Raw genomic sequence first — 26914 nt, forward strand, 5'->3', positions numbered from 1 at the left:
AGGGCGGCCGATTGCGCCTGCCGCCGCCTGTAGAACCTCTACGCGAACAGCTCGACTACCGGCCAGTTGCGCTCAGCAGCAATCACCCGCAATTTCGCATCGGGATTCGTTGCAACAGGATGCGTGACACGCTCCATCAAGGGCACGTCGTTGACGGAATCGCTATAGAAATAGCTCGCCTCGAAGTCGTCCAGCTTCAATCCCTGCGATGCAAGCCATTGCTCGGTCCGCACGATCTTGCCTTCACGGAAGGTCACCACGCCCACCGAGCGACCGGTATAACGCCCGAGCGGATCGTCACCTTCAGTGCCCAGTTCGATGGCCAGCAGATGCTCGACGCCAAGAGCCTTCGCGATAGGTGCCGTAATGAACGCGTTAGTCGCGGTAACAATGCAGCACAAGTGCCCCGCGTCGAGATGGTGGCGCAGCAGCGCAAGCGCTTCAGGGCGGATGGCCGGTTCGATTACCGTCTTCATGAAGGCCACGTGCCATGTATCGAGCTGCGCGCGCGGATGACATGCGAGCGGTGCGAGCGTCAGGCCCAGATACGCGTCCATGTCGAGCGTGCCAGCTACGTATTGCTGGTAGTACGCATCGATTTCCTCCGCATGGTCCGCACTGCCCTCGAAACCAAGTGTGGCGTAGAAACGTGCCCACGACTGATCGCTATCCAGCGGCAGCAACGTGTGATCCAGATCGAACAGCGCCAGAGTACGACTCATCCGTATAGTCCTTTAATACCGGTAAAAAGTGCGCAGAACCCCACTGTCCGGCGCACGATGCGCAACCCGATTCGATCGTATAGTTAAATACCCAAAACTACAACAAAGCAAAATTGTACAACTCATTTGCGTGGCATCATGGCACGAATCGCAGTACAGTCGGAACGAACAACGGACGCGGCCTCATGTTGATTCTCTTGAATATTCTGTCGGGCGTGGCGTTGCTGGTATGGGGCACGCACATTGTCCGGACCGGCATCCTGCGGGTCTTCGGCGCCGAATTGCGGCGCGTGCTGGGACGCAGCGCGAACAGCCGCTTCAGGGCGTTCGGCGCGGGCTTGTGTGTGACAAGCCTGGTCCAGAGCAGCAACGCAACTGCCGTGCTGGCTTCGTCCTTCGCGGCGCAGGGCCTGCTGCCGCTCGCGCCCGGGCTCGCGATCATGCTTGGCGCGGACGTTGGCACGGCGCTGATGTCGCGCGTACTCACACTTGATCTCTCGTGGTTGTCGCCCATTCTGCTGCTGGGCGGTGTGATCGCGTTCCTATCGTTCAAACAGACTCGCACGGGCCAAGTGGGGCGCACGGTCATCGGGCTGGGGCTGATCCTGCTGGCGCTGCATCTGATTGTGGAAGCCGCGCAGCCCGTGATGCAGGGCGAAGGCGTGAAGGTCATGTTCGGGGCGCTGACGGGCGACTCCATGCTCGACACCCTGGTGGGCGCGGCCTTCGCCATGATCTCCTATTCCAGTCTCGCGGCGGTCCTGCTGACCGCGACGCTGGCGTCGTCGGGCGTGATTTCGCTGAAGGTGGCCGTTTGCCTGGTGATTGGTGCGAACCTGGGCAGCGGCCTGCTTGCCGTGATCGGCACGCTGGGACAAAACCCGGCCGGCCGGCGCCTCGCACTCGGCAACGTCCTGTTCAAGCTGGCCGGCGCATTGATCGTGCTGCCGTTCGCTCCGTGGATCGCGCAAGGAATTGGCGCGTTGATCCCGTATCCACGCGAGTCGGTCATCACGTTCCATCTTGTCTACAACATGGTGCGATGCGTCGCGTGCATGCCGCTGATCGATCTCGTCTCGCGCCTGTGTTACCGCGTGTTGCCGGACCGGCCCGAAGCGAACCCGGAATTGCGGCCGCTCTATCTCGATCCCGTCGCGCTCACCACGCCCACTCTGGCGCTGGCGAATGCCGCGCGCGAAGCGCTGCGGATCGGCGACATCATCCGCACAATGCTCGACAACCTGATCGAGCTGATGCGTGCCAACGATCCGGCCAAGGCGCGCTCGACCATCCGCATGGACGACGACGTCGATCAGTTATATACCGCCGTGAAGACCTATCTGGCGCGCATTTCACGGGAACAGCTCGATGAAGCGGACAGCCGCCGCTGGACCGACATCATCACCTTGACGATCAATCTGGAGCATGCCGGCGACATCATCGAGCGGGTGGTGACCAACATCCAGGAGAAGAAGATCATGCACCGGCTGGCGTTTTCGCCGGAGGGACTGGCCGAGCTGGAGGACTTGCATGCACGCGTGATCCTGACTCTGCAACTGGGCCTGAGCGTGTTTCTCAACAGCGATCTGCGCAGCGCCGAGCGCCTGCTGGCAGAGAAGGAAAGGTTCCGCGATCTCGAACGCAGTTATTCATATGCGCACCTGGACCGGCTGGCCGGGCAGAGCGCGCGCAGCATCGAAACCAGCGCGTTGCATCTCGACATCATCAGCGACCTCAAGCGCCTCAACTCGCTGTTCTGCTCGACGGCGTACCCGGTGCTCGATGCAGCCGGTGCGTTGCGCGACACTCGGCTGCGTCGTCGTGTGCTCGACGCTACCTACGGCAACGACAGCGCTTAAACACCACGTCTCAGGCGAGAATCACCTGCGGCAGCTTTTTACGCAGCGACAGCAGCGCCGGGCCTTCGGCGCCTTTCTTGTTGGTAATAAGTGTATCCACGCGATTGATCGGGCAGAACGCAATCCTGCTGCACTGCCCGATCTTGCTGTAGTCGGCCAGGATCACCACGCGATCGGCATGCGCGACCATCGCGCGCGCCACTTCGGTTTCAGCGTGATCGAAATTGGTCGCGCCATGCCGGTGATCGATGGCGACCGGCGAGAGCAACGCGAGGTCGGCGCGGTATCGGAGAATCTCGGCTACGGTCGTGCCGCCCACCGTGGCAAATGCACGGTCGCTGATCGAGCCGCCTAGCAGGATGATCTCGTTGCTCGCGTCGGTCTTCTCGCCGGTCGCCCGCATTTTCTGCGCGACGTCGATAGAGTTGGTAATGATGGTCAGGTTAGCGAGCTTGGCCAGTTCCTCGGCAAGGATGGCGGTGGTCGTGCCGGCGTCGATGAACAAAGTTTGTCCGCTGCTCACCAGCGCGGTGGCCGCGCGTGCAATGGCGTTCTTCGACTTGACGTGCGTGTGGCTGCGTTCTGCGATCGGCGCTTCATCAGCGGGGCGCGTCACGCCGCCATGCACACGCCGCAATTCACCCAATGCTTCCAGATCCACCAGGTCGCGCCGGACCGTCTCGCGCGACACGCCGAGTTCGGCCATGATGCGTTCGGTCGACACGCGTTCAAGCGTGGCGAGCAGCGCGCGAATTCTCTGATGACGATCTTCCTGCCACATGCTGTATTCCTGAGGGTTGAGGTCGAGCTAAAACTAGTGAAAACCCCGGGCCGCCGATTCAGCGGATCTTTAAGTTCAGCAGCCCTTGAAATCTTGTGAGCGAACTATGTGTCGCCCGTGTGTCGCCAATATTAATTCTCTCCCCGCGGCTGGATGTATCGCAGATTCCAGCTGAAAGATTAACAAGAACCGGCGCTGTCGATGTTGCATTTTTTTGGATACTTGCGAATTTGGGTATTTGAACTTAGTCTCTCCGTCACACTATCGGATAGTTCCCTTCGACTGTCCGCAGTGCCTGAAAATAGTCCTGGATTGCTGTCTTTTTCACCGTCGTCATTGTTCTTAAACATTTGGCCGCCAGAGTCGCGTGCGCGCCAGATGTGAGTGCGCATTAAAACAAGTTTCGGAACCACGCAGCACGCAACTTTCCAAAAACGTAAGCACGCAGGCAGAGGATGGAAACACCATGAATCAAGACGGGTTGCGAGTGATCTCGACATTTCGCCGGGTTGGCGGCAAGGCATCCATTACGGCAGCTATCGCCGCGTTGACCGCGGTGGCGGGGCAAGCCGTGGCGGCACCGCCGGCTTCGCTCATCGCTGCTGCGAAGAAGGAAGGCCAGTTGACCACGATCGCGTTGCCGCACGACTGGTGCGGTTATGGCGCGGTGATCGAGGGCTTCAAGGCGAAGTACGGTATCCAGGTAAACGAACTGAATCCGGACGCTGGTTCGGGTGACGAAGTCGAAGCCATCAAGGCGAACAAGGGCAACACGGGGCCGCAGGCGCCGGACGTGATCGACGTCGGGTTGTCGTTTGGACCGACAGCACAAGCCGCGGGCTTGCTGCAGCCTTACAAGGTGTCGACCTGGGCGACGATTCCCGATTCGGCCAAGGAGAAGGACGGTTACTGGTACGGCGACTATTACGGCGTGTTGTCGTTCGAAGTAAACACCGACATGATTGACAAGGTCCCCGCCGACTGGCCCGACCTGCTCAAGTCCGACTATAAGAATGCCGTGGCGCTCGCGGGCGATCCGCGTTCGGCCAATCAGGCCATTCAGGCCGTGTACGCAGCCGGGTTGTCGCAGAGCAAGGGCGATGCATCGAAGGCCGGCGCTGCGGGCCTGAGCTACTTCGGTACGCTGAACAAGAATGGCAATTTCGTGCCGGTGATCGGCAAAGCGGCGTCGCTGGCGCAGGGCACCACGCCGATCGTCGTGCGCTGGGACTACAACGCGCTATCGGATCGCGATACGCTGAAGGGCAATCCGAAGGTGGCGGTGGTCGTGCCGAAGACGGGCGTAGTGGCCGGCGTCTATGTGCAGGGCATCAGTGCTTACGCACCGCATCCGAACGCGGCGAAGTTGTGGATGGAATACCTGTATTCGGACGAAGGCCAGATTGGCTGGCTTACGGGTTACTGCCATCCGATCCGCTTCAAGGACCTGGAAGCCAACAAGAAGATCCCGGCAGCGCTGCTCGCCAAGTTGCCGCCGCCGTCGGCGTACAAAAACGTGGTGTTCCCGACGCTCGACGAGCAGAACGCTTCGAAGGCGCTCATCACGAAGCAGTGGGATCAGGTGGTCGGCGCCAACGTGAAGTAACTGCTTGAAGTAGTCACACGAAGTAACGTAGTGCACGGGTAGCTGGACTTGAGGTCCGGCTACCCTTCCGGCTCGCGCTTTGTGCTTGTTCCCAGCGCCGCCTGTCAGTCAAGAGCGACATCATGAGCACTTCATCGAAGATCGCCACGCCCATGTCCGGACATGAGGAGCGCGAGGAGCAGTCGAACCCGTCGCTCGGCCCCGGCACGAAGGCGGCGCGACGCGTGTCGCCCGCGTGGAATTATCTCGGCGTCTTACCGTTTTTTGCGTTTGCCGTATTGTTCTTGCTGCTGCCTACCGCGTGGCTGATGGTCGGCGCATTCCAGGATGCGCAGGGTCATTTCACGCTGGGTAATTTCCGCGAACTGCTGCAGCCCAGTGTGCTCGATGCCTACTGGATCAGCTTCAAGGTCAGCGCGGCATCGGCACTGGGTGGCGGATTTCTCGGACTGCTGCTCGCCTGGGCCGCCGTGCAGGGCAAGTTGCCCGTGTGGATTCGTCCGACCTTGATGACGTTCTCCGGCGTGGCGTCGAACTTCGCGGGCGTACCGCTCGCATTCGCGTTCATCTGTACGCTCGGGCGCGTCGGGCTCGTCACGGTGCTGCTGAAGAAGTACGTCGGCATCAATCTGTATTCCACGGGCTTCAGCATCCTGAGCTTCACAGGGCTGACGCTGACTTATCTGTACTTCCAGATTCCCCTGATGGTTCTCATCATCACGCCCGCGCTCGACGGCCTGAAGCGCGAATGGCGCGAGGCGTGCGATTGCCTGGGCGGCAGTGCGTACCACTACTGGATGTTCGTTGCGTTGCCTGTGCTCTGGCCGAGCGTGCTCGGCGCAACACTGTTGCTGTTTGCGAACGCGTTCGGCGCTGTGGCAACGGCTTATGCGCTCACCGGCAGCTCGCTCAACATCGTGCCGATCGTGCTGTATGCGCAGATTCGCGGTGACGTGTTGCACAACGAAAATCTTGGCTATGCGCTCGCGCTAGGCATGGTGCTGGTGACGGGATTGTCCAACGGCGGTTATATCTGGCTGCGTTCGCGCGCTGAAAGGGGACGTCGATGAGCACCGTTGCCACAGTCACTCCGGACAACAAGGTTCGGGCTCAGACGCGGGCGGGCGCGTGGATCGCGATGGTGATCGGCACGCTGTACTTCCTGCTGCCGCTGTTCGCGACAGTGGAGTTCAGCCTGAAGATGCGGCGCGGTGAATACAGCTTCGACGCCTACCGCGTCGTGCTCACCGACCCGCATTTCCAGGCCTCGTTCGGCTATTCCATCATGATGGGCGTATTCGCCATCGTGCTTGGGGTGCTGCTGGTTGTTCCGACCGCCTACTGGGTGCAGTTGCGCTTGCCGAAGCTGCGTCCGTTGATCGAGTTCATCACGTTGTTGCCGCTTGTGATTCCGGCCATCGTGATCGTGTTCGGTTATCTGCATATCTACAACAGCAGTTCGTTCCTGCCGCTGACCGGCAACGAGCGCGCAACGGACTTCCTGCTGATCTGCGGTTACGTCACGCTGTGTTTGCCCTATATGTACCGATCCGTCGATGCAGGCCTGCGTGCCGTCGATGTCCGCTCGCTCACCGAAGCAGCCGAATGCCTCGGGGCGAACTGGCCGACCATCCTCTTCAAGATCATCTTTCCGAATGTTCGCTCAGGGATCTTGTCGGGTGCGTTCCTGACTTTCGCGGTGGTGATCGGCGAATTCACGCTGGCGAGCCTGCTCAACCGTCCGGCGTTCGGACCGTATCTGCAACTGATCGGTGCGAACCGGGCGTATGAACCCTCGGCGCTCGCGATCATCGCGTTCGCTATCACGTGGGCCTCGATGGGGCTTATTCAGGTCTTCGGCTCGGCGCGCTCTCTCGCCGGACAAAAAATTTAAAGGGCAGGCTTGTCATGGCACTTCTCGAGATCGAAAACCTTTCCAAGACTTTCGGCACGAATACCGTGCTGCATCAGTTCGATATGCAGATCGAACGCGGCGAATTCATCACTTTTCTCGGGCCCTCGGGTTGCGGCAAGACGACGGTGCTGCGAATGATTGCCGGCTTCGAAACGCCCACGCGCGGCACGATCAAGCTCGGCGGCCGCGACGTGACCCATGTACGTACGCGGCAACGCAAGGTCGGCATGGTGTTCCAGTCGTATGCGCTGTTTCCGAACATGACGGTGGCGGACAACATTGGCTTCGGACTGAAGGTGTTGGGGCGGCCGCAGGCGGAGATCAAGGCGCGGGTGGAGGAAATGCTCGCGTTGATCAAGCTGCCCAAGCTCGCGGACCGGTATCCGTGGCAAATGTCGGGCGGCCAGCAGCAGCGCGTGGCGCTGGCGCGTGCGTTGGCCAGCAAACCACAGGTGCTGCTGCTCGACGAACCGCTGTCCGCCCTCGATGCCAAGATACGCGTTTCCTTGCGCGAAGATATCCGCAACCTGCAGCGCGAGCTTGGCATTACATCGATTTTCGTCACGCACGATCAGGAAGAGGCGCTGTCGATTTCCGACCGTATCGTGGTGATGAACGAAGGGCGCGTGGAGCAGATCGGGACGCCGTCGGAGATTTATAACTTTCCGCGCACACGCTTCGTGGCGTCGTTTGTCGGCACGTTGAACCTGTTGTCGGGGCAGGTGGTGGACCCGGCGAGCGGGAAGATCGTGGTCGGTGGCCAGGAGTTGCGGACCTCGCACGCACTCAATTCCAGCGACGCCGGCAAGCTGCGCATGCTTGCCGTCCGGCCGGAAGCGATCGTATTGGAGGCGCCGGCGAACGGACGCAATACGCTCGCGGCGACTGTTGAGGAGGTCAACTTCCTCGGCGCGGTGGTGCGGATCAGGACACGCGTGGATGAGTCCGTGATTTCACTCGATGTATTCAACGACCCGAATCGACGATTGCCGGAGCGGGGACAACCCGTGGCGCTCGGGTTCTCGCATGAGAATCTGCTGGTGCTGGAAGAGGGTGCCTGATCGTTAATTAACGGTAGGTAGGCGCACTGTTTCAGAGAAGGCCGCTTGCGCATTGTGCAAGCGGCTTTTTCTTCGCCCCGCGATCGGGGCCGTATCTTCAAAGCATTACTTTCTGTGGCTACAAAAAGTAATTGCCCTCAAACATTTTTGCATCTACAATAAGTAGATGGAAATTGCATTCGATCGCGTGAAAGACGCCGCCAACTTGCAAAAGCACGGCGTCTCGCTGGCGGATGCAGTTCATCTTGACTGGTCGAGCCTGTTGATTGCGACCGATACACGCCGCGATTACGGCGAAGATCGTGACAAGGGCTTTGGAGTTATCGGCGGCCGGTTGTACCTCGTGGCGTTCACACCCCGTGACGACACCATGCGGGTTATCAGCTTCCGAAAAGCAAATAACCGGGCGATACACGACTATGAGCAAAACTAAACTAAGGCGGAACACGCCGGAAGAAGAAGCCGCGATCAATCGCGGTATCGCTGCCGATCCCGACACCGCGGCACTGTCAACGCAAGAAATGAAGGCGCTGCGTCCCTTCCCCGAGGTGATGGCCGAACGCCGCATGGGCCGGCCCCCGAAAGAGCATCGGAAAGAGCAGGTCAGCGTGCGTTACGACGCGGATGTGATTGCCGCTTTTCGCGCGACCGGTGAAGGGTGGCAAACGCGGATGAACAACGCGCTGCGCACTTATCTGAGCGAGCATCCGTTGCAGGCGGCTTGAACACAATGACCGGCGCGTCAGTTCGAAAGGGGCGGGCGAGACCGGTCGCCTCTCTTCATCGCTTGCAAACCGGCAAATCAAACACAGCGCCGGAACACCCCTTGTTTTTCCTGGCGGCGCTGCCGTTCAAGAATCCGTCCCAAATCTGTTCCAAATCCGTTCCAAACGCGACACACTCTCCGCCTTCGTCTCAAAATGTTAAGGTAGTGCTCGGTTTATTTTGAGACGGACAGCAAAAGCGTGATTTTCACCAGCCATTCCAGGGTTTTAGGCGTTTCCCTCGCCGCATCGATTCTTCTCTTCAGCGCCTGTGCACCCTTGCCGCCGGACGGCAGCGCCGGCAACTCGCTGCCGGGCGCGGCCACCGCGTCCGTGGCGGCCGCCAAACCTCAGCCTGCCTCGAAACGCTCCGCGCAAGCCAATGCTTCCGGCGTTCCCGGCGAACAGCGCATTGATGTCGGCGGCGCTAATGGTTACCACACCGTGGTCACCATGACCCCGCCGAAGCAGGTATGCGATCTCGACGCCTTCGCAGACGGTGTCCAGTACGGTTATGCCTACACGTGGAATCGTCTCGTGATGGAAAAGGCGCGCGATGGCGGCAAGACCGCCACTCCGCCGCAGCAGCAGTTCGATCCCTCCACCATCCGGCTACAGGATGAGCAGTACAAGATCGTGTGGAACGGCGATCAGCGGGTGAACGCGTGTGCGTCGGATGGATATCTCATCGGGCGGATCGTGGGCACACACCGGGCTTACACCGACTTGAAGGGCGGCGCGAGTTGATCCCGCCCCGCGGCGTTTAGTCGCACTTGTGGGCGTCGGCAACATACGCGGACGCGCTGATGATATCGCCGTAGATCGTATATCCCGTGCCGGTCGCCGACGGTTCCGCATCGATCATCAGCATGGTTTGCCCGTTCGCGCCGTGTACGGTGATGACGTCGCCGTCTGCGCTCGGCGAGTATTCGGCGATCTTCAGCGGCCGCGCGGCCCATTTCGCTTTCACGCAAGCGACGAACGGCAGCGTGGTGAGATGCGACGTTCCCGAGCCGACCGGCACTGTCTTGATCAGCGAATCGGATTGTGTCGTGCAGGCGCTCAAGGCGAGGACGGCGACGGTAAGTGTCACGGCTGCCGCTGCGAGGCGTTGCTTTTTCATACGGTAGAACCTTTTTATCGATGATAAATGCGGCGCCCGAAGGCGTGCATCGGAGCCAAGATGCTAACCGCTCGCCCGTTCTGGTGTGAAGGAAACGACCGAAACCGGTAAGAAACGCCCGCCGCGCCCCTCCCGAACGGCTAGACTCCCAGACTTTTCTTAAGTCCCGTCAACCTAGGCCGTTATACAGCCGTTGCTAACCGTAACGTTCTGTTCAGGAATTTGAAATCTGAATGAACGCCGGATACACGCGATACGGTCCGGCATTTGCCGATCAGAACCAAGAACCAACAAAAACGCTAAAAGGGCCGAAAGGCCGGAAAGCGTTGGAGCAAGTCCGGTAATCCGCATGTCTCGCAGAAATATTGTTCATTCAGTCTCTTTGCTGGAACCGCTGCTTCGTGTGCCGAAGTCGTGGCGGCTGCAGCGTTTCACCGCGCCAGTCCTCGCGATGGTCGTGTGCGGGCTGCTGCTAGTGGTTTTCCAGCATCTGTCCCACGCCGTCGACTATAAAACGGTCGTTCACCAATTACGTGCGCTTCCTTTCGAGGCGTGGGCTGGTGCGCTCCTCGCCACCGCGCTGAGCTACGCGGCGCTGGTCGGCCGGGACGCCGTCGGCTTGCGCTACCTCGAAGCCAAAGTGCCGCATTCCGTGCTGTGGGTCGGGGCGACGGTCGCGTCCGCGCTTGGCAACGCAACGGGCTTCGGAGCGCTGACAGGGGGCGCCGTACGCTGCCGCGTATATGGCGTAGCGGGCGTCACGCCCGCGCAGGTCGGCCGCCTGACCGTGTTCACGAGCGTGACGCTGGCGCTCGCACTGGCGCTGATGACGGCCGTCGGCATGGTGTGCGCCGCCGACACCCTCGCCGCCATGCTGCATGCATCGCCGGACATCCTGCGATGGAGCGGCGGCGCGATCCTGGCCGGATTCGCCGTGATGATCGCGCTGTGCGGCGCCGCGCCCAGAACCCTGCAAGGGCGGTGGCGTTGGCTCGTCGTCACGATTCCGGCGCGTCGCGATCTGGTCGCACAACTCGTGCTTGCCGCGCTCGACGTGTTTGCCGCCGCGCTCGCGCTGTGGGCCGTACTGCCGCATGCCCAGGTGGGTTTCGGTGAATTTCTCACGGTGTTTTCGGCGGCCATGCTGCTTGGCATGATCGGTCATACGCCCGGCGGCGTCGGCGTGTTCGAGGCCGCGATGGTGTTTGCGCTCGGCGGCAGCGTCAAGACGCCCGAGATGCTGGCGGCGCTGCTCGCGTATCGCGCGATCTATTTTGGTCTGCCGCTGATCGTGGCCACGTTCGTGCTGGCGGCGTTCGAAGGCCGGGCGCTCAAGGGGCGCTTCGCATTTCTGAATCCATCGAATGTGTCGCAACTCGCGCCGCTGTTCCTGAGCGTGGTGACCTTCGTGGTCGGTGGCATGCTCGTGATTTCCGGCGCAACACCCGCGTTCGGCAAACGCATCGCGGTGCTCCAAGCCGTGTTGCCGCTGTGGGTGCTCGAAAGCTCGCAATTGCTCGGAAGCGTGCTGGGCGTGGTGTTGCTGTTCGTCGCGCGCGGTTTGCTGCGCCGGCTCGACGCCGCCTGGTGGCTCTCCATCACGCTGGCGGTGGCGAACCTGGCGCTGTCCATGGCGAAGGGGCTTGCATTTGTCGAAACCGGGGTGCTCGCGCTGCTTATCGTCATGCTGCTGGCCACGCGGGACCGCTTCAACCGCCGCTCGTCGCTGCTGGCGGAGCGGTTCACGGGGAGCTGGCTGGTGTCGGTGGCTATTGTGATCGGGCTGGCCGTCTGGATCTTCCTGTTCGCTTTTCGCGATGTCAATTACAGCCGCGATCTCTGGTGGCAATTCGCTTTCGATGAACGCGCCCCGCGCGCGCTGCGCGCGACGCTGGCCGCCGGCTTGTTCGCCGCGCTGTTCGCCGTGTGGCAATTGCTGCGCCCGGCCGCCGGCCGTTTCGAGAAACCCGCGCCGCAGGATCTGCTGGACGCCGCGCGCATTTTTCGTGCGCAGGAGCGCAGCGACGCCGGCCTGGCGATGATGGGCGACAAGAGTTTCCTGTTCTCGACCTCGCGCGAGGCGTTCCTGATGTACGCCAAACACGGCCGTACGTGGGCGGCGCTTCACGACCCCGTCGGTCCGCGCCGCGAATGGGCGGAACTGATTCGCCGGTTCGTGGAAATGGCGCACGCGCACAATGGTCGCGCCGCCTTCTATCAGGTCCGCGCCGACGCGTTGCCGCTTTACCTCGATGCCGGCCTCACGCTGATGAAACTCGGCGAGGAGGCACACGTGGTGCTGGAGGATTTCGACCTGAAGGGCTCACATCGTGCGCATTTGCGATACGCGCTGAAGCGCGGCGAACGCGATGGTTTCGACGTAGAAGCCATCGATTTGCCGCGTGTTCCCGAATGCATGCCGATCCTGCGCGAGATTTCCGACGCGTGGCTCGGGAGCCGCGAGGCGCGCGAAAAGAGCTTCTCGGTCGCCGCGTTCACCGACGATTACCTCGCCGCGCAATCCGTGTTGCTGGTGCGCCAGCAGGGCACGCCGGTGGCGTTCGTGACCTTCATGACGACCGACCTGAACACCGAAGCGACGGTCGGCGTGATGCGTCATCTCCCCGATGCGTCGCCGTACGCCATGGAATACCTGTTCACCAAGCTCGCGCTGCATCTGAAGCAGGCCGGTTTCCAGACCTTGAGCCTCGGCATTGCGCCGTTGTCCGGCATGCAGCCGACGCCACTGGCTTCGCCCTGGCATCGGCTGGCCGGGCTGGTATGGCGGTTCGGCGGGCGTTTCTATAATTTCCGGGGCTTGCGCGGTTTCAAGAGCAAGTTCCAGCCGCGCTGGGAGCCGCGTTATCTGGCGGCATCCGGCTCGGTCGGCGTGTTTTTCACGCTCGCAGATCTCTCGTTGCTGGCGGGAGGCTGGCGTTCATGACATTTTTCAGGAAGTTCGCAGTCGTTTCGCTGTTATCGATGTCAATGGTGCATGCCGCCACGCTACCCGGCGGTCGTTACGGCGACGTAGCGTTCACCAAACCCGCCGGTCCGATGCGCGGTTTCGTCGTGCTTTTCTCCGATAAAAACTGGACCCCCGCTGACCAGCAAGCCGCCGATGCATTGGCAAAAAATGGTGCGATGGTTGTCGGCGTGGACACGGCACGCTACGCGGCGAAACTGCCTGGCGAGAAGGAAAGCTGTCACAACCTCGTTGGCGACGCCGAGGCGGTGAGCCATCAACTGGAACGCGAAGTGCAATCCAGCCGCTATTTCGCGCCGATCCTGATGGGCACGGGCCAGGGCGGGGTGCTTGCCACGAAGATCCTGGCGCAGGCGCCGGACAACACGGTGGCGGGCGCGCTTGCGTTGAACCCCGATTCGCAACTGGACGCACGTTTCAACCTGTGCCCGCCCGATCCGACCATCACGCACGCGAAGGGCCTGCCCGGTTTCTTCGATAAAACCACGCAACCCGCCGCCGCTTCAAAGGCCGATGCGCTGCTCGCGCTTGCCGCGCCGCATCTCAAGGTCGAGCAAACACGCGATGAAGATGTATCGGATCTGCCGCTGATCGAACTGCCCGCCGCGCATCCGACGAACCTGCTTGCCATCGTGATTTCCGGCGATGGCGGCTGGCGCGATCTCGATAAAACCGTCGCGGAGTCGTTGCAGAAGGACGAGGTATCGGTGATCGGCATCGACAGCTTGCGTTATTTCTGGAGCGCCAAGACGCCCGAACAGACGAGTCACGATCTCACGCGGGTGATTCAGGCGTACAGCGCGCGCTGGCACTCGGAGCACATCGCGCTGATCGGCTATTCGTTCGGTGCGGACGTGATGCCGTTCGCCTACAACCGGCTGCCGGATGCGGTGCGCGCGAAGGTGTCGCTGGTATCGCTGATGGGCTTTGCGCCCGACGCCGATTTCCAGATTCGCGTGACTGGCTGGCTCGGCATGCCCGCGAGCAAGGACGCGTTGAAAGTGCAGCCCGAACTCGCGAAATTGCCGCCCTCGATCGTGCAGTGCATCTACGGCGAGGCCGAGGAAGATACGCTGTGCCCGTCGCTGACGAAGACGGGTATGGAGGTGGTCAAGACCAGTGGCGATCACCATTTCGGCGGCGATTACAACGTGCTCGCACGACGGATCTTGGCTAGCTGGCAGAAGCAGATCGCCGCACGGACTTGAGCCGGGCGGCGGCCTGCTTTTAAGCGCTCGTTATGCCGCCTGGAACGCGCCGAGGAAATCCATCTTTCCTACCGGCACGCCCAGATGCCGTAGGATGTCGTAAGCGGTAACGATGTGGAAATAGAAGTTCGGCAGCGCGAACAAGAACAAATAATCTTCGCCGCTGAACTTCGGCTCGAAGTTCTTTTGCTTCAGGGTCACCACACGCGTCTCGCTGCCTTCGAACGTCCCTGCATCGATGCTTTTCAAATACGCCACCGTCTTCACAACGCGTTCCCGCAATTCGGCGAAGGTCGTTTCGGTATCGTCGAAAGCAGGCGCCGCGACGCCCGACAAACGTTGTGCCGACAGCTTCGATGTATCGCTTGCCCGCTGGATCTGACCTGTGAGCGACAGCATGTCGTCGATCAACCGCGCGCCCGTCATGTCCGTGTCACTCAAGCCTTTTTCTTTCGCATGCGCTGTGGCTTTATCGAGCAGGGAAACGAGCACGTCGAGGCCTCGGATGAAAACCGGAATGGTTGCGCGATACATTGAAACGGACATGATGGTGCTCCTGATTGAACGGGCCATAAGCATACCGGGACGTCGCCCATAGCGCTTTTTCCGCAGCTTGAGCGCCGCATTCTCCCGGCACGCGCGTGCCATTCTTCAAGCTTGCGAAATGGCTGTCGCGCGCGCTGCTAAAGGCGAAAAAGCCGCGCCGCCGACATTCGGCTCATGAGAAACTGTGCGTTCGAACTGCCACTAAACACGGCTATCATTGATATTTAAACGGCCGGGACGCCCGTCATGATCTCAGACGATCTTACTCAAGAAATACAGCGCATCGACCAAATCGACCGTCAAGCACTGCGGGAATTCGTCGACCGGAAATGGGACGACGAGATTCTTCCCGCACTCACCGACTACATCGCAGTGCCCGCTAAAAGCCCGATGTTCGACCCCGACTGGGTGCGTAACGGATTCATCGAACGCGTCATTACGGATGCTGCGCAATGGGCCGAACGGCAACCCGTTCGCGGCCTGAAAGTCGAAGTCATCCGCTTGCCCAATCGCACGCCGGTGATCTTCTTTGAAGCACCTGCTACACGTTCGAACAGCAGCGACACTATCGTCCTGTACGGTCATCTCGACAAACAACCCGAGTTCGACGGCTGGCGTCGGGACCTCGGTCCGTGGTCGCCGAAATTCGAAGACGGCAAGCTCTACGGCCGTGGCGGCGCGGACGACGGTTACGCCACGTATGCGTCGATCAGCGCAATCGCCGCGCTGGACGCGCAAGGCATCGAACGGCCGCGCTGCGTCGGCATTATCGAAACGTGTGAAGAATCGGGCAGCTACGATCTGCTGCCGTATATCGATGCGCTGCGTGACCGGCTCGGCAACGTGAGCCTCGTGATCTGTCTGGACTCCGGTGCGGGCAATTACGATCAGCTCTGGCTGACCACGTCGCTGCGTGGCCTGGTGTCGGGCGACCTTGAAGTGCAGGTTCTCGACGAAGGCATCCACTCGGGCACAAACGGCGGCATCGCGCCATCTACATTCCGCATCATGCGCAGGCTGCTGGAACGGCTCGAGGATTCGAGCACCGGCAACCTGTTGCCGAAGGGTTTTCATTGCGATATCCCGTCGCGGCGCCTGAGCGAAGCGGAAGCGACGGCACGAATTCTCGGTGACGATGTATGGAAGAAACTTCCGTGGAGCTGCGGCCAGAACGGCGGCACGGTGCTGCCTGTTACCACCGATCCGCGTGAAGCGCTGCTCGATTCCACGTGGCGGCCATCGCTGGCGGTGACGGGCGCGGAGGGACTGCCGTCACTGATCAATGCCGGCAATGTGCTGCGTCCGCGCACCGCGTTCAAGTTGTCATTGCGGCTGCCGCCGCTGGTCGAGGCAACGAAGGCGCTGGCGGAACTCAAGGCCATGCTCGAAGCCGATCCGCCTTACAACGCGAAGGTGACGTTCAAGCCCGAACGCGGCGAGGCGACGGGCTGGAGCGCGCCTGAACTCGCGCCGTGGCTGGATAGTGCGTTGAACGATGCATCACGCCGGCACTTCGGCGAGGACGTCGCGTTCCTGGGGCAGGGCGGCACCATTCCGTTGATGAGCACCTTGCAAGAAGGCTTCCCGCGTTCGCAGTTCATGGTATGCGGCGTGCTGGGACCGAGGTCGAACGCGCACGGGCCGAATGAGTTCCTGCACGTGCCTTTCGCAAAGAAATTGACGGCGACGGTCGCCGAGGTGATCGCGGCGACGCCTTGATGTTTTGTTATCGGCAGTGAGCTTAAGGGCGGCGCGCAGTTTTTGCGCGCCGTTTCATTTGGGCGGAACGGTGATGAACCGGCGCGCCTTTGATCTTCGCCGTTGACCTTGAAACGCAGCATTTTTCTGTCAGGAGACGCAGTCGCATGAGCACTGAAAAAACGCGCGAATCGCGCATCGCCCCAAGCACCTTGCACGCCTTTGTCAGCGCGATCTGGACCCACGCAGGCAGCACGCCGCGCGAAGCGCAACTAGTGGCCGATCACCTGGTGATGGCGAATCTATCGGGGCATGATTCGCATGGCGTTGGCATGATTCCGCGTTACATGGCCTCGCTTGCGGACGGCGAATTGCAGCTCAACACGCACGCTGAAATAGTTCGCGATGTCGGCGCGGTGCTGACTATCGACGGGAAAAAGGGGTTTGGCCAGGTCGTGGCTTACGAGGCGATGGAACACGGCATCGAGCGTGCGAAAAAGCTCGGCGTATGCGCGGTCGGCTTGCGCAATGCGCATCATATCGGGCGCATCGGACATTGGGCTGAACAGTGTGCGGCGGCGGGCTTGGTATCGGTTCACTTCGTCAATGTGGCGGGCGATCCGCTGGTCGCGCCGTTCGGCGGTATCGACCGGCGCTTCGGCACAAATCCGTTCTGCGCCGCGTTTCCGCGCGAGGGTAAAACGCCACTGGTGCTCGACTTTGCGACGGCCGGAATTGCCTACGGCAAGACGCGCGTGGCTTACAACAAGGGCATGACGGTCGCGCCGGGTTATCTGATCGACCACGCCGGCGTGCCGACGATCGAACCGAAGGTCATGCACGAAGCGCCGTTCGGCTCGCTAACAGCGATGGGCGCGCACAAGGGGTACGGCCTCGCCGCGATGTGCGAGATCTTCGGCGGCGCGCTGTCCGGCGGGTTCACCACGCACGAAGACACGCTCGTTAAAACCAACGCGATCATCAATTGCATGACTTCGGTGATCGTCGATCCGAACGCCTTCGATGCCCCCAACGCACAGGCCGAAGCCGATGCGTTCGTCGAATGGGTGAAGGCGTCGCCGCTCGCGGCAAATACAGACAAGATCATGGTGCCGGGCGAGCCGGAACAGGCGCGGCGCGCCGAGCTCGAAGCGAGCGGTGTAGCAATCGATCCAACCACGTGGCAGCAAATCCGCGACGCCGCGGTGCGCTCGGGCATGCCGGCGGGGAAGATCGAGGAGTTTGTGCAAGCGTTGAAGTGAGCTTGGCGCGAGGTGCATAAGCTTCAAAAGCAGTCGCGCGGCCGAGGGCAAAAGCTCGGGCCGCGCGCTACGCAAAAACTTTGCTTTTAAGGCTTCAAGGCTAGCTCGCTCGAACCATCTCGTTGCTGATCCAGTCAGTCACCGACGTCCGCTTCGGTTCCCATCCCAGCAGTTCGCGCGCGTGTTTGCCGCGCACCCGGCTGTTCGATCCCAACCCGTACGACGCCATTTCGTAGCCCCATTCCTTCTTGGCTTCCTCGAGCGGCCAGTCTTGAGGCGCGCCGAGGCCGAGTCTTTTAGCCATCGCGATCGTCATATCGCGGAAGGCCGCTTCGCCGCTTTCGACGAAATAAAACGTTCCCGCCGGGGATTTTTCGAGCGCACGAGCGTACAGGTCGGCGACATCGTCGATATGCACGTTCGACCAGATATTGCGTCCCGGCCCCACGTGCCGCACGATGCCGCTCTTTTTCGCCTGAGCCAGCAAACGCGGCAACTGTACGCTTTTCGCGGTTGTCATCGCGCCGTGGCCGTAGATCAGCGTGTTGCACAGCACGGACGAACGCACGCCGCGTTTGGCGGCATCGAGCACGAGATTATCGATGGCTACGCGCGGCGCTTTGTCAGCGGTCGGTTCGGGCAAGTTGTCCTCGTAGTAGATCGAGTCCGATCCTTCGCCGCCGGACGCATCGCCGACAATGCTCGAGCCGCTCGTATGCAGCAGCGGTTTGTTCGAGCCCTCGAGCCCTTCGATCAATGCCTCGACCGCGCCGCGGTGGTCGCTGCTGGCGGCGTTGATCACGCCATCGGCGGCCTTGGCCTGCGCGACCAGCAACGCCCGGTCCTCCAGGCTGCCGATCACGGGTTCAATCCCAAGCGCCTTGAGTTCGTCCGCCTGCTCCGGGCGACGGATGAGGCCGCTGACCTGATGGCCGTCGCGAACCAGACGCGCCGCAATCGAGCCGCCGATAAAACCGCCTGCGCCAGTCACAAAAATCTTCATGTCCGTTCTCCTTAAAACCCGTGGATGAGTCGATGCAGGCAGTATCCACGTCTTCGACTTTCGCAAAAACGGTGTTAGTCTCAAATCACTCTTGATCCAGAATCAATAATCGATAGATGAAGACGACCACTGAAGAGCTGCTGGCTTTTGTCACCGTAATCGACAGCGGTTCGATCACGGCGGCCGCCGAAGCATTGCAGCAAACCGTTTCCGGCGTGAGCCGGGCGTTGACGCGGCTGGAACACAAGCTCGATGCCACATTGGTACGGCGGACCACGCGCCGCCTGCAACTCACCGACGAAGGTGAACTCTTCCTGGTGCGCGCCCGCGCCATCCTCGCCGCGATGGAAGACGCGGAGGAGTCGATTGCCCGTCAACGCGAGCGTCCCGCGGGGCGATTGCGGGTGGATGCGGCGTCGCCATTCGTCCTTCATTGCATCGTGCCGCACGTGCAGGCGTTCGCGGCGGCGTATCCGGAAATCCTGCTGGAATTGAGCAGCAACGAGCGGATCGTCGACTTGATGGAGCAGCGTGTGGATATCGCGATCCGGATCGGCGCGCTGCAGGATTCCACGCTGCACGCGCGTTCGCTCGGCAGCAGCCGGCTGCGCATCCTGGCGAGTCCGGTGTATCTGGCGGAGCGTGGAGAACCGCGTACGGTGGCTGAATTGCGGCGGCATCGGCTGATCGGTTTTACGGCGCCGGAGAGCCTGAACGACTGGCCCTTGATCGATGACGACAGCGACCACCGCGACGCCGGCGCGCGTTTTCGGATCGTGCCCGAAATCGCGGCATCGAGCGGCGAGACCATGCGGCAACTCGCGCTGGCAGACGGCGGGATCGTATGCCTGGCTGCATACTTGACTCACGCCGACGTGGCGAGCGGACGCCTGCACCCCGTGATGAACGGCGTTTTGCTGGACGTCCGGCAGCCGATCAGCGCGGTGTTCTACCAGAGCGCATCAATGGCCGGACGGGCGAAAGCCTTCCTCGATTTCCTCGCCGGACGGTTGGTGCTTTGAGCTGTCCGACGTATGCTGCCGGCTCCTCCTTTGTTAATTCGTGAACGTCACCATGCCCATTCAGCTCATTAACGCGCCCGGTCTTCCCGTTCCCGCCGGCCACTACAGCCACGCGACCCGTACGGGCAATCTCGTCTGTGTCTCGGGCCAGTTGCCGATGCGTCCCGACGGCACGCATACCGGCGACTTGCCGTTCGAAGAACAGGCTCGGCAGGCGCTGGACAATGTGAGCACGGTGCTGGCCGCAGCCGGCGCGGGGTTGAAGGACGTCATCGAAGTGACGGTTTACCTCGTCGGCGTGGATCACTGGAAGACTTTCAATGAGATCTACGCGCGACATTTCGGCGACTGGAAACCGGCGCGTGCGGTCGTTCCCGTCGGCGCGCTGCATTATGGTTATTTGCTGGAAATAGCGGCGCGGGCCTGGGTGGCGGAGGGTTGAGCGTTTGCCCGTGCGTCGGGAGCCCGAAGCCGTTGGCGTAACGCGGCATCGCTTTTATCATGGCAGGGTCGCGTGTTCTCGCAGGTAACCTGATGATCCATCTCGTGATGCTTCTGCTAGGTGTGGACTACCTGCGCCGCCGTTGGCGCACGCTGGCCGTGGTGGGCGGCATCTGGCTGGTGATCGGAATCTCGGTTTTCATCGATGCCCTCGACGGTGTTCTCTATTTTCCCATCCACGTCTTCGCCTGGCTGCTGCTCGCCGAAGGTCTCGCGACTCTCGCTATAGCGAATATTGGCGTGGGCGGGCAGCGCACGTTGCGTTATGTGAAAGGCGGCGCGTTCACGCTCGCTGCGCTGCTGATCATGGCGGGCAATCATCACGGCAACTTTGTGCTGTCGATGATCTTCGGTACGATTTTTCTCGCCGATGGCTTGCTGCAGACGGTGTCGGCTGTCGTCGTGCGCTACAGCCGATGGAGGATCGTGCTGGCACTGGCTATTGTCGAAATCCTGCTTGCGATTTTTTTCTTCGAACCGTATCCGACGCATTACGTCGGCACGGCACCCTACGCAGTTGGGCTCGGACTCGCGTTCGGCGGCTGGAACATGCTGTGGATCGCATTTCGCGTGCGTCGCATGGAAAGCCTGCCGCCGGAAAACGAAAAGACCCTGGCGCTTTCCGATGACGTGATCGCCGATCCCGCTCATGCCGAAAAAACCGCGGCAGCGCAAGCCGTCGCCGGTGCGGCAGCGATAGAGGCCGACGGGCCTTTCGAATGGGACGGCCCACCCGCCGCCGATGAAAAAGCGCTCACCGTTCACGTGTGGACACCGGTCGGGTCCGCGCGGGCGCAGGCGCATCGGCGTCTGATCGTTGACCGCTACATTGCCGCCATTGATGCCAACGGCGTCATCTCGACGGGCCACGCGGCGCTGGAGTCGCCCGAGGGCATTTACATCAGCTTGTATCCGGGCGTGGAAATCGACCGTTCGCCGGACGAGTTCGGACGCATCCTGCGTGCGACCCGCGAGAACAATGTGCCGGGCACGTTCCAGCCTGACTACCTGACGGAATCGAAGGCATGGTGCGAGTCCACGACTCGCGTGCGCATTCGCAACTACCGGCCGGAACGGCTGAAGGCGTTCTGGGAGAAATACCGGCAGGATCCGACCTATAACCTGACCTACCGGAATTGTTCGAGCACCGTGTCCAAGGCGCTGGAAGCGGCGCTGGAAGGGACGGTAGGCACCTTTCACGGTCACGATGCCGGCTGGCGGGCGTTCCTGCGTCTGATCGTGACGCCGGAGTTGTGGGTCGCCGCGCAGATCCGCAAACGCGCCGCCACGATGGCCTGGACACCTGGCCTGACGCTCGACTACGCGAGGGCGCTGAGCATGCTGGCCGATCCGCGGCCATTTGGCTATCTGAAAATGGCGCGGCTCGCGGTGCGCAAGATGCTGCGTTCGCGGCGCGAATGGCGACAGGAAGCGTCCGATGCCGCCGATGCACGCGCAGGCCGGATGGACGGCTCGCGCGCTTCTTAGCGCCTTAGCGGACCTCGCGACGTGCGACTCGTGGCCCGAGTTCGTGGCTCAGGCCAGATCGAGCGCTGCCGTCAAATCCCCCAGCGGCGCTTCGCCGTTTGCCGCGAATGCCCGGTCCCTCGCGATAACGCCGTCGAGCGGCACCAGGTCGTGGACGCGCGTGATGAATCGCAGGATCGAGGCCGTATCGTAGACCGTATGGTCGACGATGCCCTTCTTCGCGAAGGGCGCGATCACCAGTGCGGGAACCCGCGATCCCGGTCCCCATCGATCGCCCCGGGGCGGCGGCACGTGATCCCACCAGCCGCCGTTTTCGTCGTGCGTGATGATCACGACCGTGTTTTCCCATTGCGGTCCGCGCTGGATCCGCTCGACCACGTTGGCAAGATGCCGGTCGCCCGATTCGACATCGGCGTAACCCGCATGCATGTTCAGATTTCCTTGCGGCTTGTAGAACGTCACAGCCGGTAGCCGCCCGGCGTCGATATCCGCAATGAACTTGTTGATCGACGGATCGTCGCCGAGACCGGCGTCGCGCAAGTGTTGAGTGCGCGCCTGCGTGCCAGGAGCAAAGCTGCGGAAATAGTTGAACGGTTGATGGTGATACTGGAAATCGGGAACCATGCCGGTGTCGCGATGCGTGAGCGCATAGTCCCAGCCGCCGCTGTACCACGCCCAGTCCACGCCTTTATCCGACAACCGGTCGCCGATGGTTGCGTAAGTCTGCGGCGGCAGCACGCGATAATTCGACGGGTCCGCCAGCGCCGGATCGCCGCCTTCCGCGGGGCGCACGTTGCTTGGCTGATAGGGCGGCGCCATTGTGTTGACCGCGTAGCCGTCGGCTGTGAGCGCACCGTCGTTGACGTAGGACGGCGGTCCGTCGAGTGCCGACGCCGGGGAGTCGGCCGCGGGCTTCAGGCGCGTGCCGAGCGGATCCTCGCCGTCCAGCACGGACAGGAGCTTTTTCGCGGGGCCGCTGTGCGCGTCTGGATAAAGCGGGGTCTGTGCCGAAATCAAGAAGATGTGATTGAGCCAGGAACCGCCGAACGCAGCCATGAAGAAGTTGTCGCACAGCACGTTTTGCCGCGCGATGTTCCAGAGCTTCAGCGATTCAGCCGAATTGCGGTAATGCCCCATGACCAGCCCGCCGGAATCGCCCCATGCGGCGAACTGGTTGTTGCGTCCCGCGTTGATCTGCATCTGGTTCTGATAGAAACGGTGCACGAGGTCACGCGTGATGACACCGTTCGGCAAGGGCTGTCCTTCCGCGTCGACAAGGTGGAACGGTCCGTTAGGCACTTTGTCGATCTGTTTCTCAGAGATCATGTAGCGCTTGCCGTCCACTTCCTGCGCCTGCGGCACGAGCCCGCCCCAGATTTTTGGCAGGACAGGCAGGGGTGTGCGGCCGTCGCGATCCAGTTGCACATAGCGCGATGCGGGCACGCCCTCGAGCGGATATTGCACGCCGGGATAATTGACCCACAGGTTGCTGAAGCTGCGATTTTCCGCGTAGATCACAACGATATGCCGCACCTTGGCCTGCAGCGTCCGGTCGAGCGCGATGTCAGCGGTGGTCTTGGGCGTGGTGGGACGCGAATCGAAGAGATTACAGCCGCTCAGCGACAATCCAGTCAGGCCAGCCAGACCAACGCCAGCCGCGAGCAGGCGACGGCGCACGGGATCGTGGGGCAGGTCGGAGGCGGGCAGTTCGTCTTCGTCGCGGGGATCGTCGGTGTGGCTCATACGCGGCTCCTGGATATCTCGTGGCTAACCATTGTGAATCAAGCACGAAAGCGAATCAAAGCGCGAGACGCTACCCGCTCCGTAGCGGGCAAGTGCGTGTATGCGCTACTTCATCAACATTCGTCCACCTGAATCCTGCGCGAAAACGTCGGCTCCGGATAGCTGACCGAACGGCCTATGCGCCCAAAAACGCGTCTGCCCAGACCTCCTATGCCTTTTGGTCTACTGGAAAGCGTCACGCTGGGCGACTACTATCGTTCGAACTGCCCGAGAATCAACTGAGCACCAGTTTCACGCCGACAATCACGAGCGTCGCGGCCAGCACGTTGCGCAGCAGCACTTCCGGCGCCCGGGTGGAGAGCAGGCTGCCCAGCACGATACCCGGCAGCGAGCCCACGAGCAGGGACAGCAGCAGGTCCCAATTGACGGAACCGAGCAGCCAATGGCCGGTCCCCGCAATCAGGGTAAGCGGAACAGCGTGCGCAATATCGGAGCCGACTATCCGCGCGGTCGGCAAACGCGGGTAAAGCAGCAAGAGCACGGTCACGCCAATGGCGCCCGCGCCGACCGAGGTAATGGACACCAGCACGCCGAGGATTGCGCCGGTGAGCACCGTCCAGGCCGCCGTGCGGGTCTCGCGGCTTGCCGCGTCCAATTTTCCGCTTGCCTCGCGGGCCATGCCGGTCTTGTACGCAAAGCGGGCGAGCTGCGGCCGGAACACGAGCGAGACCGCGGTGACGAGCAGCGCGGAGCCCAATACGAGCTGGATTACGCGGGCCGCGGCGGGCGTGTTCAAACCGTACCGGTTGAGCAAGACCAGGGTGATTGCCGCCGCCGGTATGCTTCCGGCCGCGAGCCGGCCGGTGATACGCCAGTCCACGGAACCCTTGATGCCGTGGACCAGCGTGCCGGTCGCCTTGGTCGCGGCCGCGTAGAGCAAGTCCGTGCCCACCGCGGTGGCAGGGTGGATGCCGAACAGGAGCACGAGCAACGGCGTCATCAGCGAGCCGCCGCCTACGCCGGTCAGGCCCACGAGGAAGCCGACGGCCAGGCCGGATGCTGAATAAAGTAAGTCGATGTGTGGAAAAGGCATGCGGCGCGGAGAACCGGTTGAGTGAGCGTCGGTCGAAAAACGGTCGATGATAGCGGGTCCGCGGTGCGCTTGCTTCCGGATCGTGCAAATTGATTCGCAGGCTCCGGCCGTACAATCGGCCGGGTGTCCAGGCAACTCTTTCAGGAAGGTGTAATGGAAACGAAGGAACAACAGCAAGCAAAGCAGGCGCTCAAGGACCGAGAGGACCGTGATATTGCTCGCGAAGCTGCCCACGGCCCCGCTCATGACGACCTGCCCGATCCGATTCGCAGCACGGCCGGCGTTCGCGAGGTTCCTCCGTCGACGCCCGTCGCAGTCACGGATGGCGCGTTTATCGCGACCGAGCATACGAACTACGCGAACGAGCGCCAGTTCGTGCTCAAGGCGGGCAATACCTTCGTCGTCAACGACGCAAACGGCGACATCCGCGGCAATGACGACGGCCTTTTCGTCAACGACACACGTGTGTTGTCGCAGTTGCGCCTGACCTTCGGCGGACGCTCGCCGTCGCTCCTGTCCGGCAGCGTGTCGAGCGACAACGCCGTCTTCACCGCGCATCTGACCAACCGGCCGCTGCCGCCCATCGGCGGCGCGACCACGCCCGAAGGCGTGATCCACGTCGAGCGTCGGCGGGTGTTGTCGCGGCACGTGCTGCACGAAGCGATCGTGCTGACCAACTACGGCACGGAACCGGCCACTGTGCCGCTTTCCATCAACTTCGCCGCCGACTTCCACGACATGTTCGAAGTGCGTGGGTCTACCCGTCCGAAACGCGGGGAGATGCGCGAGCCGTGTATCGAAGATGGCGAGGTGGTGTTGCGCTATACGGGTCTCGATGAAGTGGAGCGGACCGCGCGCATCCAGTTTTCGCCCGCACCCCATTCGCTCTCGGTCAATCGCGCGGATTACGTGCTGCGGATCCAGTCGGAAACCGCCATGTCGATCTACTTGTCGATCACGGCGGTGACACATGCATTGAGCGAGGCTAGCGCGGAGAGCAAGAAGATTGCCGAGGAAGGCGCCGAATGCGCACCGGAGTCGGGCCGCCCGGCCATTCGTGAAGCGCTCGTCGATGCCCACCGGCGCATGCGCGAGCGGCGGCGGTCCGTGGCGCGAGTGCGGTCCAGCAATCCGTTGTTTAGCGAATGGATCGACCGTTCGCTCGCCGACCTTGGCTTGCTGACTACGGATCTTGAAACGGGACCGTATCCGTACGCGGGAATCCCGTGGTTTTCAACGGCTTTTGGCCGGGACGCCATCATTACGTCCTTGCAGATGTTGTGGATCGATCCGTCGCTTGCCCGCGGTGTGCTGCGTTTTCTCGCGGCGCACCAGGCTCGCGAGGATTCGGCGTTTCGCGACGCGGAAGTCGGCAAGATCATGCATGAGACGCGCAATAGCGAAATGGCCGCAACGGGCGAAGTGCCGTTCGCGATGTACTACGGCGGCGTCGACAGCACTCCGTTGTTCGTCGCGCTGGCCGGCGCGTACGCCGAGCGAACGGGCGACTCCGCGCTTATCGACGAATTGTGGCCCGCGCTGCAACTGGCTGGCCAATGGATCGCGCGTCACTGCGATAAAAACGAATTCGGCTTGCTGAGCTACCAGCGCGCAACCGAAGCAGGCTTGGCCAACCAGGGCTGGAAAGACAGCGGCGACTCCGTGTTTCATGCCGACGGCAGTTTCCCGGTCGGGCCGATCTCGCTGGTCGAAGTCCAGGCGTATGCATCGACCGCGTTCTCCACCATGGCCCGCTTCGCCAGACAACGCAAAGCACCCGAGCAAGCGCTGGCTTTCGAGCTGCGCGCGCAAAACATCCGCGAGCGCGTGGAGACGATGTTCTGGATGCCTGAGTCGGAGTTCTACGGCATCGCACTCGACGGCAAGGGCGAGTTGTGCAAGGTGTTGGCGTCGAATGCGGGACACTTGCTGGCCTTCGATCTGGTCGAGCGCAGCCGCGGCGAAGCGGTCGCGCGCCAACTCGAATCGACCTTGTTCAACACCGGCTGGGGCGTGCGCACGTTGGCAGCAGGCCAGCCACGCTTCAATCCGATGTCGTACCACAACGGCTCCGTGTGGCCGCACGACAGCGCCATGTGCGCTCGCGGACTCGCGCGTTATGGCGATCGCGGCGGCGCGGTGCGTTTGTTGCAGGCGCTATTCGAAGCGGCCGTCACCTTCGACATGCGCCTGCCCGAGTTGTTCTGCGGTTTCACCCGGCAACGTGGCGAGCGGCCGATCGGGTATCCGGTCGCGTGTTTGCCGCAAGCGTGGGCGGCCGGATCGCCGTTCATGATCCTGGAGGCCTGTCTCGGGATCACAATCGATGCCGAGCACGAGGAAGTGCGGATCGACCGGCCGCAGTTGCCCGATGGTATCGACTGGCTCGAAATCGGCGAACTGCGGGTGGGCAACAAGACCGTGTCCATTACCTTCCGGCGCGTGGGCGGGCAGGTTGTGCCGTCCATCGAAGGCGATATCCGGGTAGTGGCGGTGCTTTGAACGCACCGTAAGAGCCACGACCGCCACCGCC

Annotated in this window: 23 protein-coding genes; 16 read left to right on the plus strand and 7 right to left on the minus strand. The window is 61.9% G+C overall.

Going from position 1 to position 26914, the window contains the following annotated elements; all coding sequences use genetic code 11:
• Positions 1 to 38: 38 nt before the first annotated feature.
• Positions 39 to 722: an HAD family phosphatase gene (locus M0D69_RS06645; RefSeq protein ID WP_301781264.1), complete on the minus strand. Its 684-nt coding sequence runs from the start codon at positions 720 to 722 to the stop codon at positions 39 to 41.
• Between the two features lie 185 nt (positions 723 to 907).
• Between M0D69_RS06645 and M0D69_RS06650 the strand changes: the two genes are divergently transcribed.
• The gene (locus M0D69_RS06650) at positions 908 to 2581 is read left to right on the plus strand and encodes a Na/Pi cotransporter family protein (RefSeq protein WP_301781265.1); all 1674 of its coding nucleotides are present in this window, start codon (positions 908 to 910) and stop codon (positions 2579 to 2581) included.
• 10 nt (positions 2582 to 2591) lie between these two features.
• On the opposite strand, the gene M0D69_RS06655 is transcribed toward M0D69_RS06650, so the two are convergent.
• The gene (locus tag M0D69_RS06655; RefSeq protein ID WP_301781266.1) at positions 2592 to 3362 is read right to left on the minus strand and encodes a DeoR/GlpR family DNA-binding transcription regulator; all 771 of its coding nucleotides are present in this window, start codon (positions 3360 to 3362) and stop codon (positions 2592 to 2594) included.
• A 466-nt stretch (positions 3363 to 3828) separates the two neighbouring features.
• Here M0D69_RS06655 and M0D69_RS06660 point away from each other — a divergent pair, with 466 nt between their 5' ends.
• From M0D69_RS06660 to M0D69_RS06690, 7 genes are all read left to right on the plus strand, one after another.
• Positions 3829 to 4968 carry an ABC transporter substrate-binding protein gene (locus tag M0D69_RS06660; RefSeq protein ID WP_301781267.1) on the plus strand — a complete coding sequence of 380 codons (1140 nt, stop codon included), beginning with the start codon at positions 3829 to 3831 and terminating at the stop codon, positions 4966 to 4968.
• Between the two features lie 122 nt (positions 4969 to 5090).
• Positions 5091 to 6038, plus strand: coding sequence for an ABC transporter permease subunit (locus M0D69_RS06665; RefSeq protein WP_301781268.1), 948 nt, complete (start codon positions 5091 to 5093; stop codon positions 6036 to 6038).
• On the plus strand, positions 6035 to 6862 hold the full coding sequence (locus M0D69_RS06670; RefSeq protein ID WP_301781269.1) for an ABC transporter permease: 828 nt from the start codon (positions 6035 to 6037) through the stop codon (positions 6860 to 6862). Before M0D69_RS06665 ends, M0D69_RS06670 begins: the two co-directional genes overlap by 4 nt.
• Positions 6863 to 6876: 14 nt before the next feature.
• A complete protein-coding gene (locus tag M0D69_RS06675) occupies positions 6877 to 7944 on the plus strand; it encodes an ABC transporter ATP-binding protein (RefSeq protein ID WP_301781270.1) in 1068 nt (355 codons plus the stop codon).
• A 166-nt stretch (positions 7945 to 8110) separates the two neighbouring features.
• A complete protein-coding gene (locus tag M0D69_RS06680) occupies positions 8111 to 8377 on the plus strand; it encodes a BrnT family toxin (RefSeq protein ID WP_301781271.1) in 267 nt (88 codons plus the stop codon).
• Positions 8364 to 8669 (plus strand): BrnA antitoxin family protein, encoded by a 306-nt coding sequence (locus M0D69_RS06685; RefSeq protein ID WP_301781272.1) that lies wholly within the window; start codon positions 8364 to 8366, stop codon positions 8667 to 8669. Before M0D69_RS06680 ends, M0D69_RS06685 begins: the two co-directional genes overlap by 14 nt.
• Positions 8670 to 8909: 240 nt before the next feature.
• A complete protein-coding gene (locus M0D69_RS06690) occupies positions 8910 to 9455 on the plus strand; it encodes a hypothetical protein (protein ID WP_301781273.1) in 546 nt (181 codons plus the stop codon).
• 16 nt (positions 9456 to 9471) lie between these two features.
• Here M0D69_RS06690 and M0D69_RS06695 read toward each other — a convergent pair whose 3' ends face one another.
• Positions 9472 to 9831 carry a hypothetical protein gene (locus M0D69_RS06695; protein ID WP_301781274.1) on the minus strand — a complete coding sequence of 120 codons (360 nt, stop codon included), beginning with the start codon at positions 9829 to 9831 and terminating at the stop codon, positions 9472 to 9474.
• Positions 9832 to 10180: 349 nt separating this feature from the next.
• Here M0D69_RS06695 and mprF point away from each other — a divergent pair, with 349 nt between their 5' ends.
• Positions 10181 to 12775 carry a bifunctional lysylphosphatidylglycerol flippase/synthetase MprF gene (mprF, locus tag M0D69_RS06700; RefSeq protein WP_301781275.1) on the plus strand — a complete coding sequence of 865 codons (2595 nt, stop codon included), beginning with the start codon at positions 10181 to 10183 and terminating at the stop codon, positions 12773 to 12775.
• Positions 12772 to 14025, plus strand: a complete 1254-nt coding sequence (locus tag M0D69_RS06705) for a virulence factor family protein (protein WP_301781276.1) — start codon at positions 12772 to 12774, stop codon at positions 14023 to 14025. Before mprF ends, M0D69_RS06705 begins: the two co-directional genes overlap by 4 nt.
• Positions 14026 to 14055: 30 nt before the next feature.
• Here M0D69_RS06705 and M0D69_RS06710 read toward each other — a convergent pair whose 3' ends face one another.
• Complete coding sequence (locus M0D69_RS06710) at positions 14056 to 14571, minus strand: DUF1993 family protein (protein WP_301781277.1); 516 nt, start codon at positions 14569 to 14571, stop codon at positions 14056 to 14058.
• A gap of 246 nt (positions 14572 to 14817) precedes the next feature.
• Between M0D69_RS06710 and M0D69_RS06715 the strand changes: the two genes are divergently transcribed.
• Positions 14818 to 16290 carry a M20 family metallopeptidase gene (locus M0D69_RS06715; protein ID WP_301781278.1) on the plus strand — a complete coding sequence of 491 codons (1473 nt, stop codon included), beginning with the start codon at positions 14818 to 14820 and terminating at the stop codon, positions 16288 to 16290.
• 146 nt (positions 16291 to 16436) lie between these two features.
• A complete protein-coding gene (locus tag M0D69_RS06720) occupies positions 16437 to 17531 on the plus strand; it encodes a malate/lactate/ureidoglycolate dehydrogenase (RefSeq protein ID WP_301781279.1) in 1095 nt (364 codons plus the stop codon).
• A gap of 100 nt (positions 17532 to 17631) precedes the next feature.
• On the opposite strand, the gene M0D69_RS06725 is transcribed toward M0D69_RS06720, so the two are convergent.
• The gene (locus M0D69_RS06725) at positions 17632 to 18534 is read right to left on the minus strand and encodes an NAD-dependent epimerase/dehydratase family protein (protein ID WP_301781280.1); all 903 of its coding nucleotides are present in this window, start codon (positions 18532 to 18534) and stop codon (positions 17632 to 17634) included.
• Positions 18535 to 18650: 116 nt separating this feature from the next.
• Here M0D69_RS06725 and M0D69_RS06730 point away from each other — a divergent pair, with 116 nt between their 5' ends.
• The 3 genes from M0D69_RS06730 to M0D69_RS06740 all read left to right on the plus strand — a co-directional run bounded on the left by M0D69_RS06730 (position 18651) and on the right by M0D69_RS06740 (position 21545).
• Positions 18651 to 19556, plus strand: coding sequence for a LysR family transcriptional regulator (locus M0D69_RS06730; protein ID WP_301781281.1), 906 nt, complete (start codon positions 18651 to 18653; stop codon positions 19554 to 19556).
• 52 nt (positions 19557 to 19608) lie between these two features.
• On the plus strand, positions 19609 to 19998 hold the full coding sequence (locus tag M0D69_RS06735) for a RidA family protein (RefSeq protein WP_301781282.1): 390 nt from the start codon (positions 19609 to 19611) through the stop codon (positions 19996 to 19998).
• 92 nt (positions 19999 to 20090) lie between these two features.
• On the plus strand, positions 20091 to 21545 hold the full coding sequence (locus tag M0D69_RS06740) for an HdeD family acid-resistance protein (RefSeq protein ID WP_301781360.1): 1455 nt from the start codon (positions 20091 to 20093) through the stop codon (positions 21543 to 21545).
• 48 nt (positions 21546 to 21593) lie between these two features.
• On the opposite strand, the gene M0D69_RS06745 is transcribed toward M0D69_RS06740, so the two are convergent.
• Together M0D69_RS06745 and M0D69_RS06750 are read right to left on the minus strand one after the other, a co-directional pair.
• Complete coding sequence (locus M0D69_RS06745) at positions 21594 to 23288, minus strand: acid phosphatase (protein WP_301781283.1); 1695 nt, start codon at positions 23286 to 23288, stop codon at positions 21594 to 21596.
• A 274-nt stretch (positions 23289 to 23562) separates the two neighbouring features.
• Positions 23563 to 24381 carry a sulfite exporter TauE/SafE family protein gene (locus tag M0D69_RS06750; RefSeq protein WP_301781284.1) on the minus strand — a complete coding sequence of 273 codons (819 nt, stop codon included), beginning with the start codon at positions 24379 to 24381 and terminating at the stop codon, positions 23563 to 23565.
• A 153-nt stretch (positions 24382 to 24534) separates the two neighbouring features.
• On the opposite strand from M0D69_RS06750, the gene M0D69_RS06755 reads away from it, so the two are divergent.
• Complete coding sequence (locus M0D69_RS06755) at positions 24535 to 26883, plus strand: amylo-alpha-1,6-glucosidase (RefSeq protein WP_301781285.1); 2349 nt, start codon at positions 24535 to 24537, stop codon at positions 26881 to 26883.
• Positions 26884 to 26914 lie beyond the last annotated feature (31 nt).

Source organism: Caballeronia sp. SEWSISQ10-4 2 (genome assembly GCF_030464885.1).
In the GTDB taxonomy this organism is placed as follows: Bacteria; Pseudomonadota; Gammaproteobacteria; order Burkholderiales; family Burkholderiaceae; genus Caballeronia.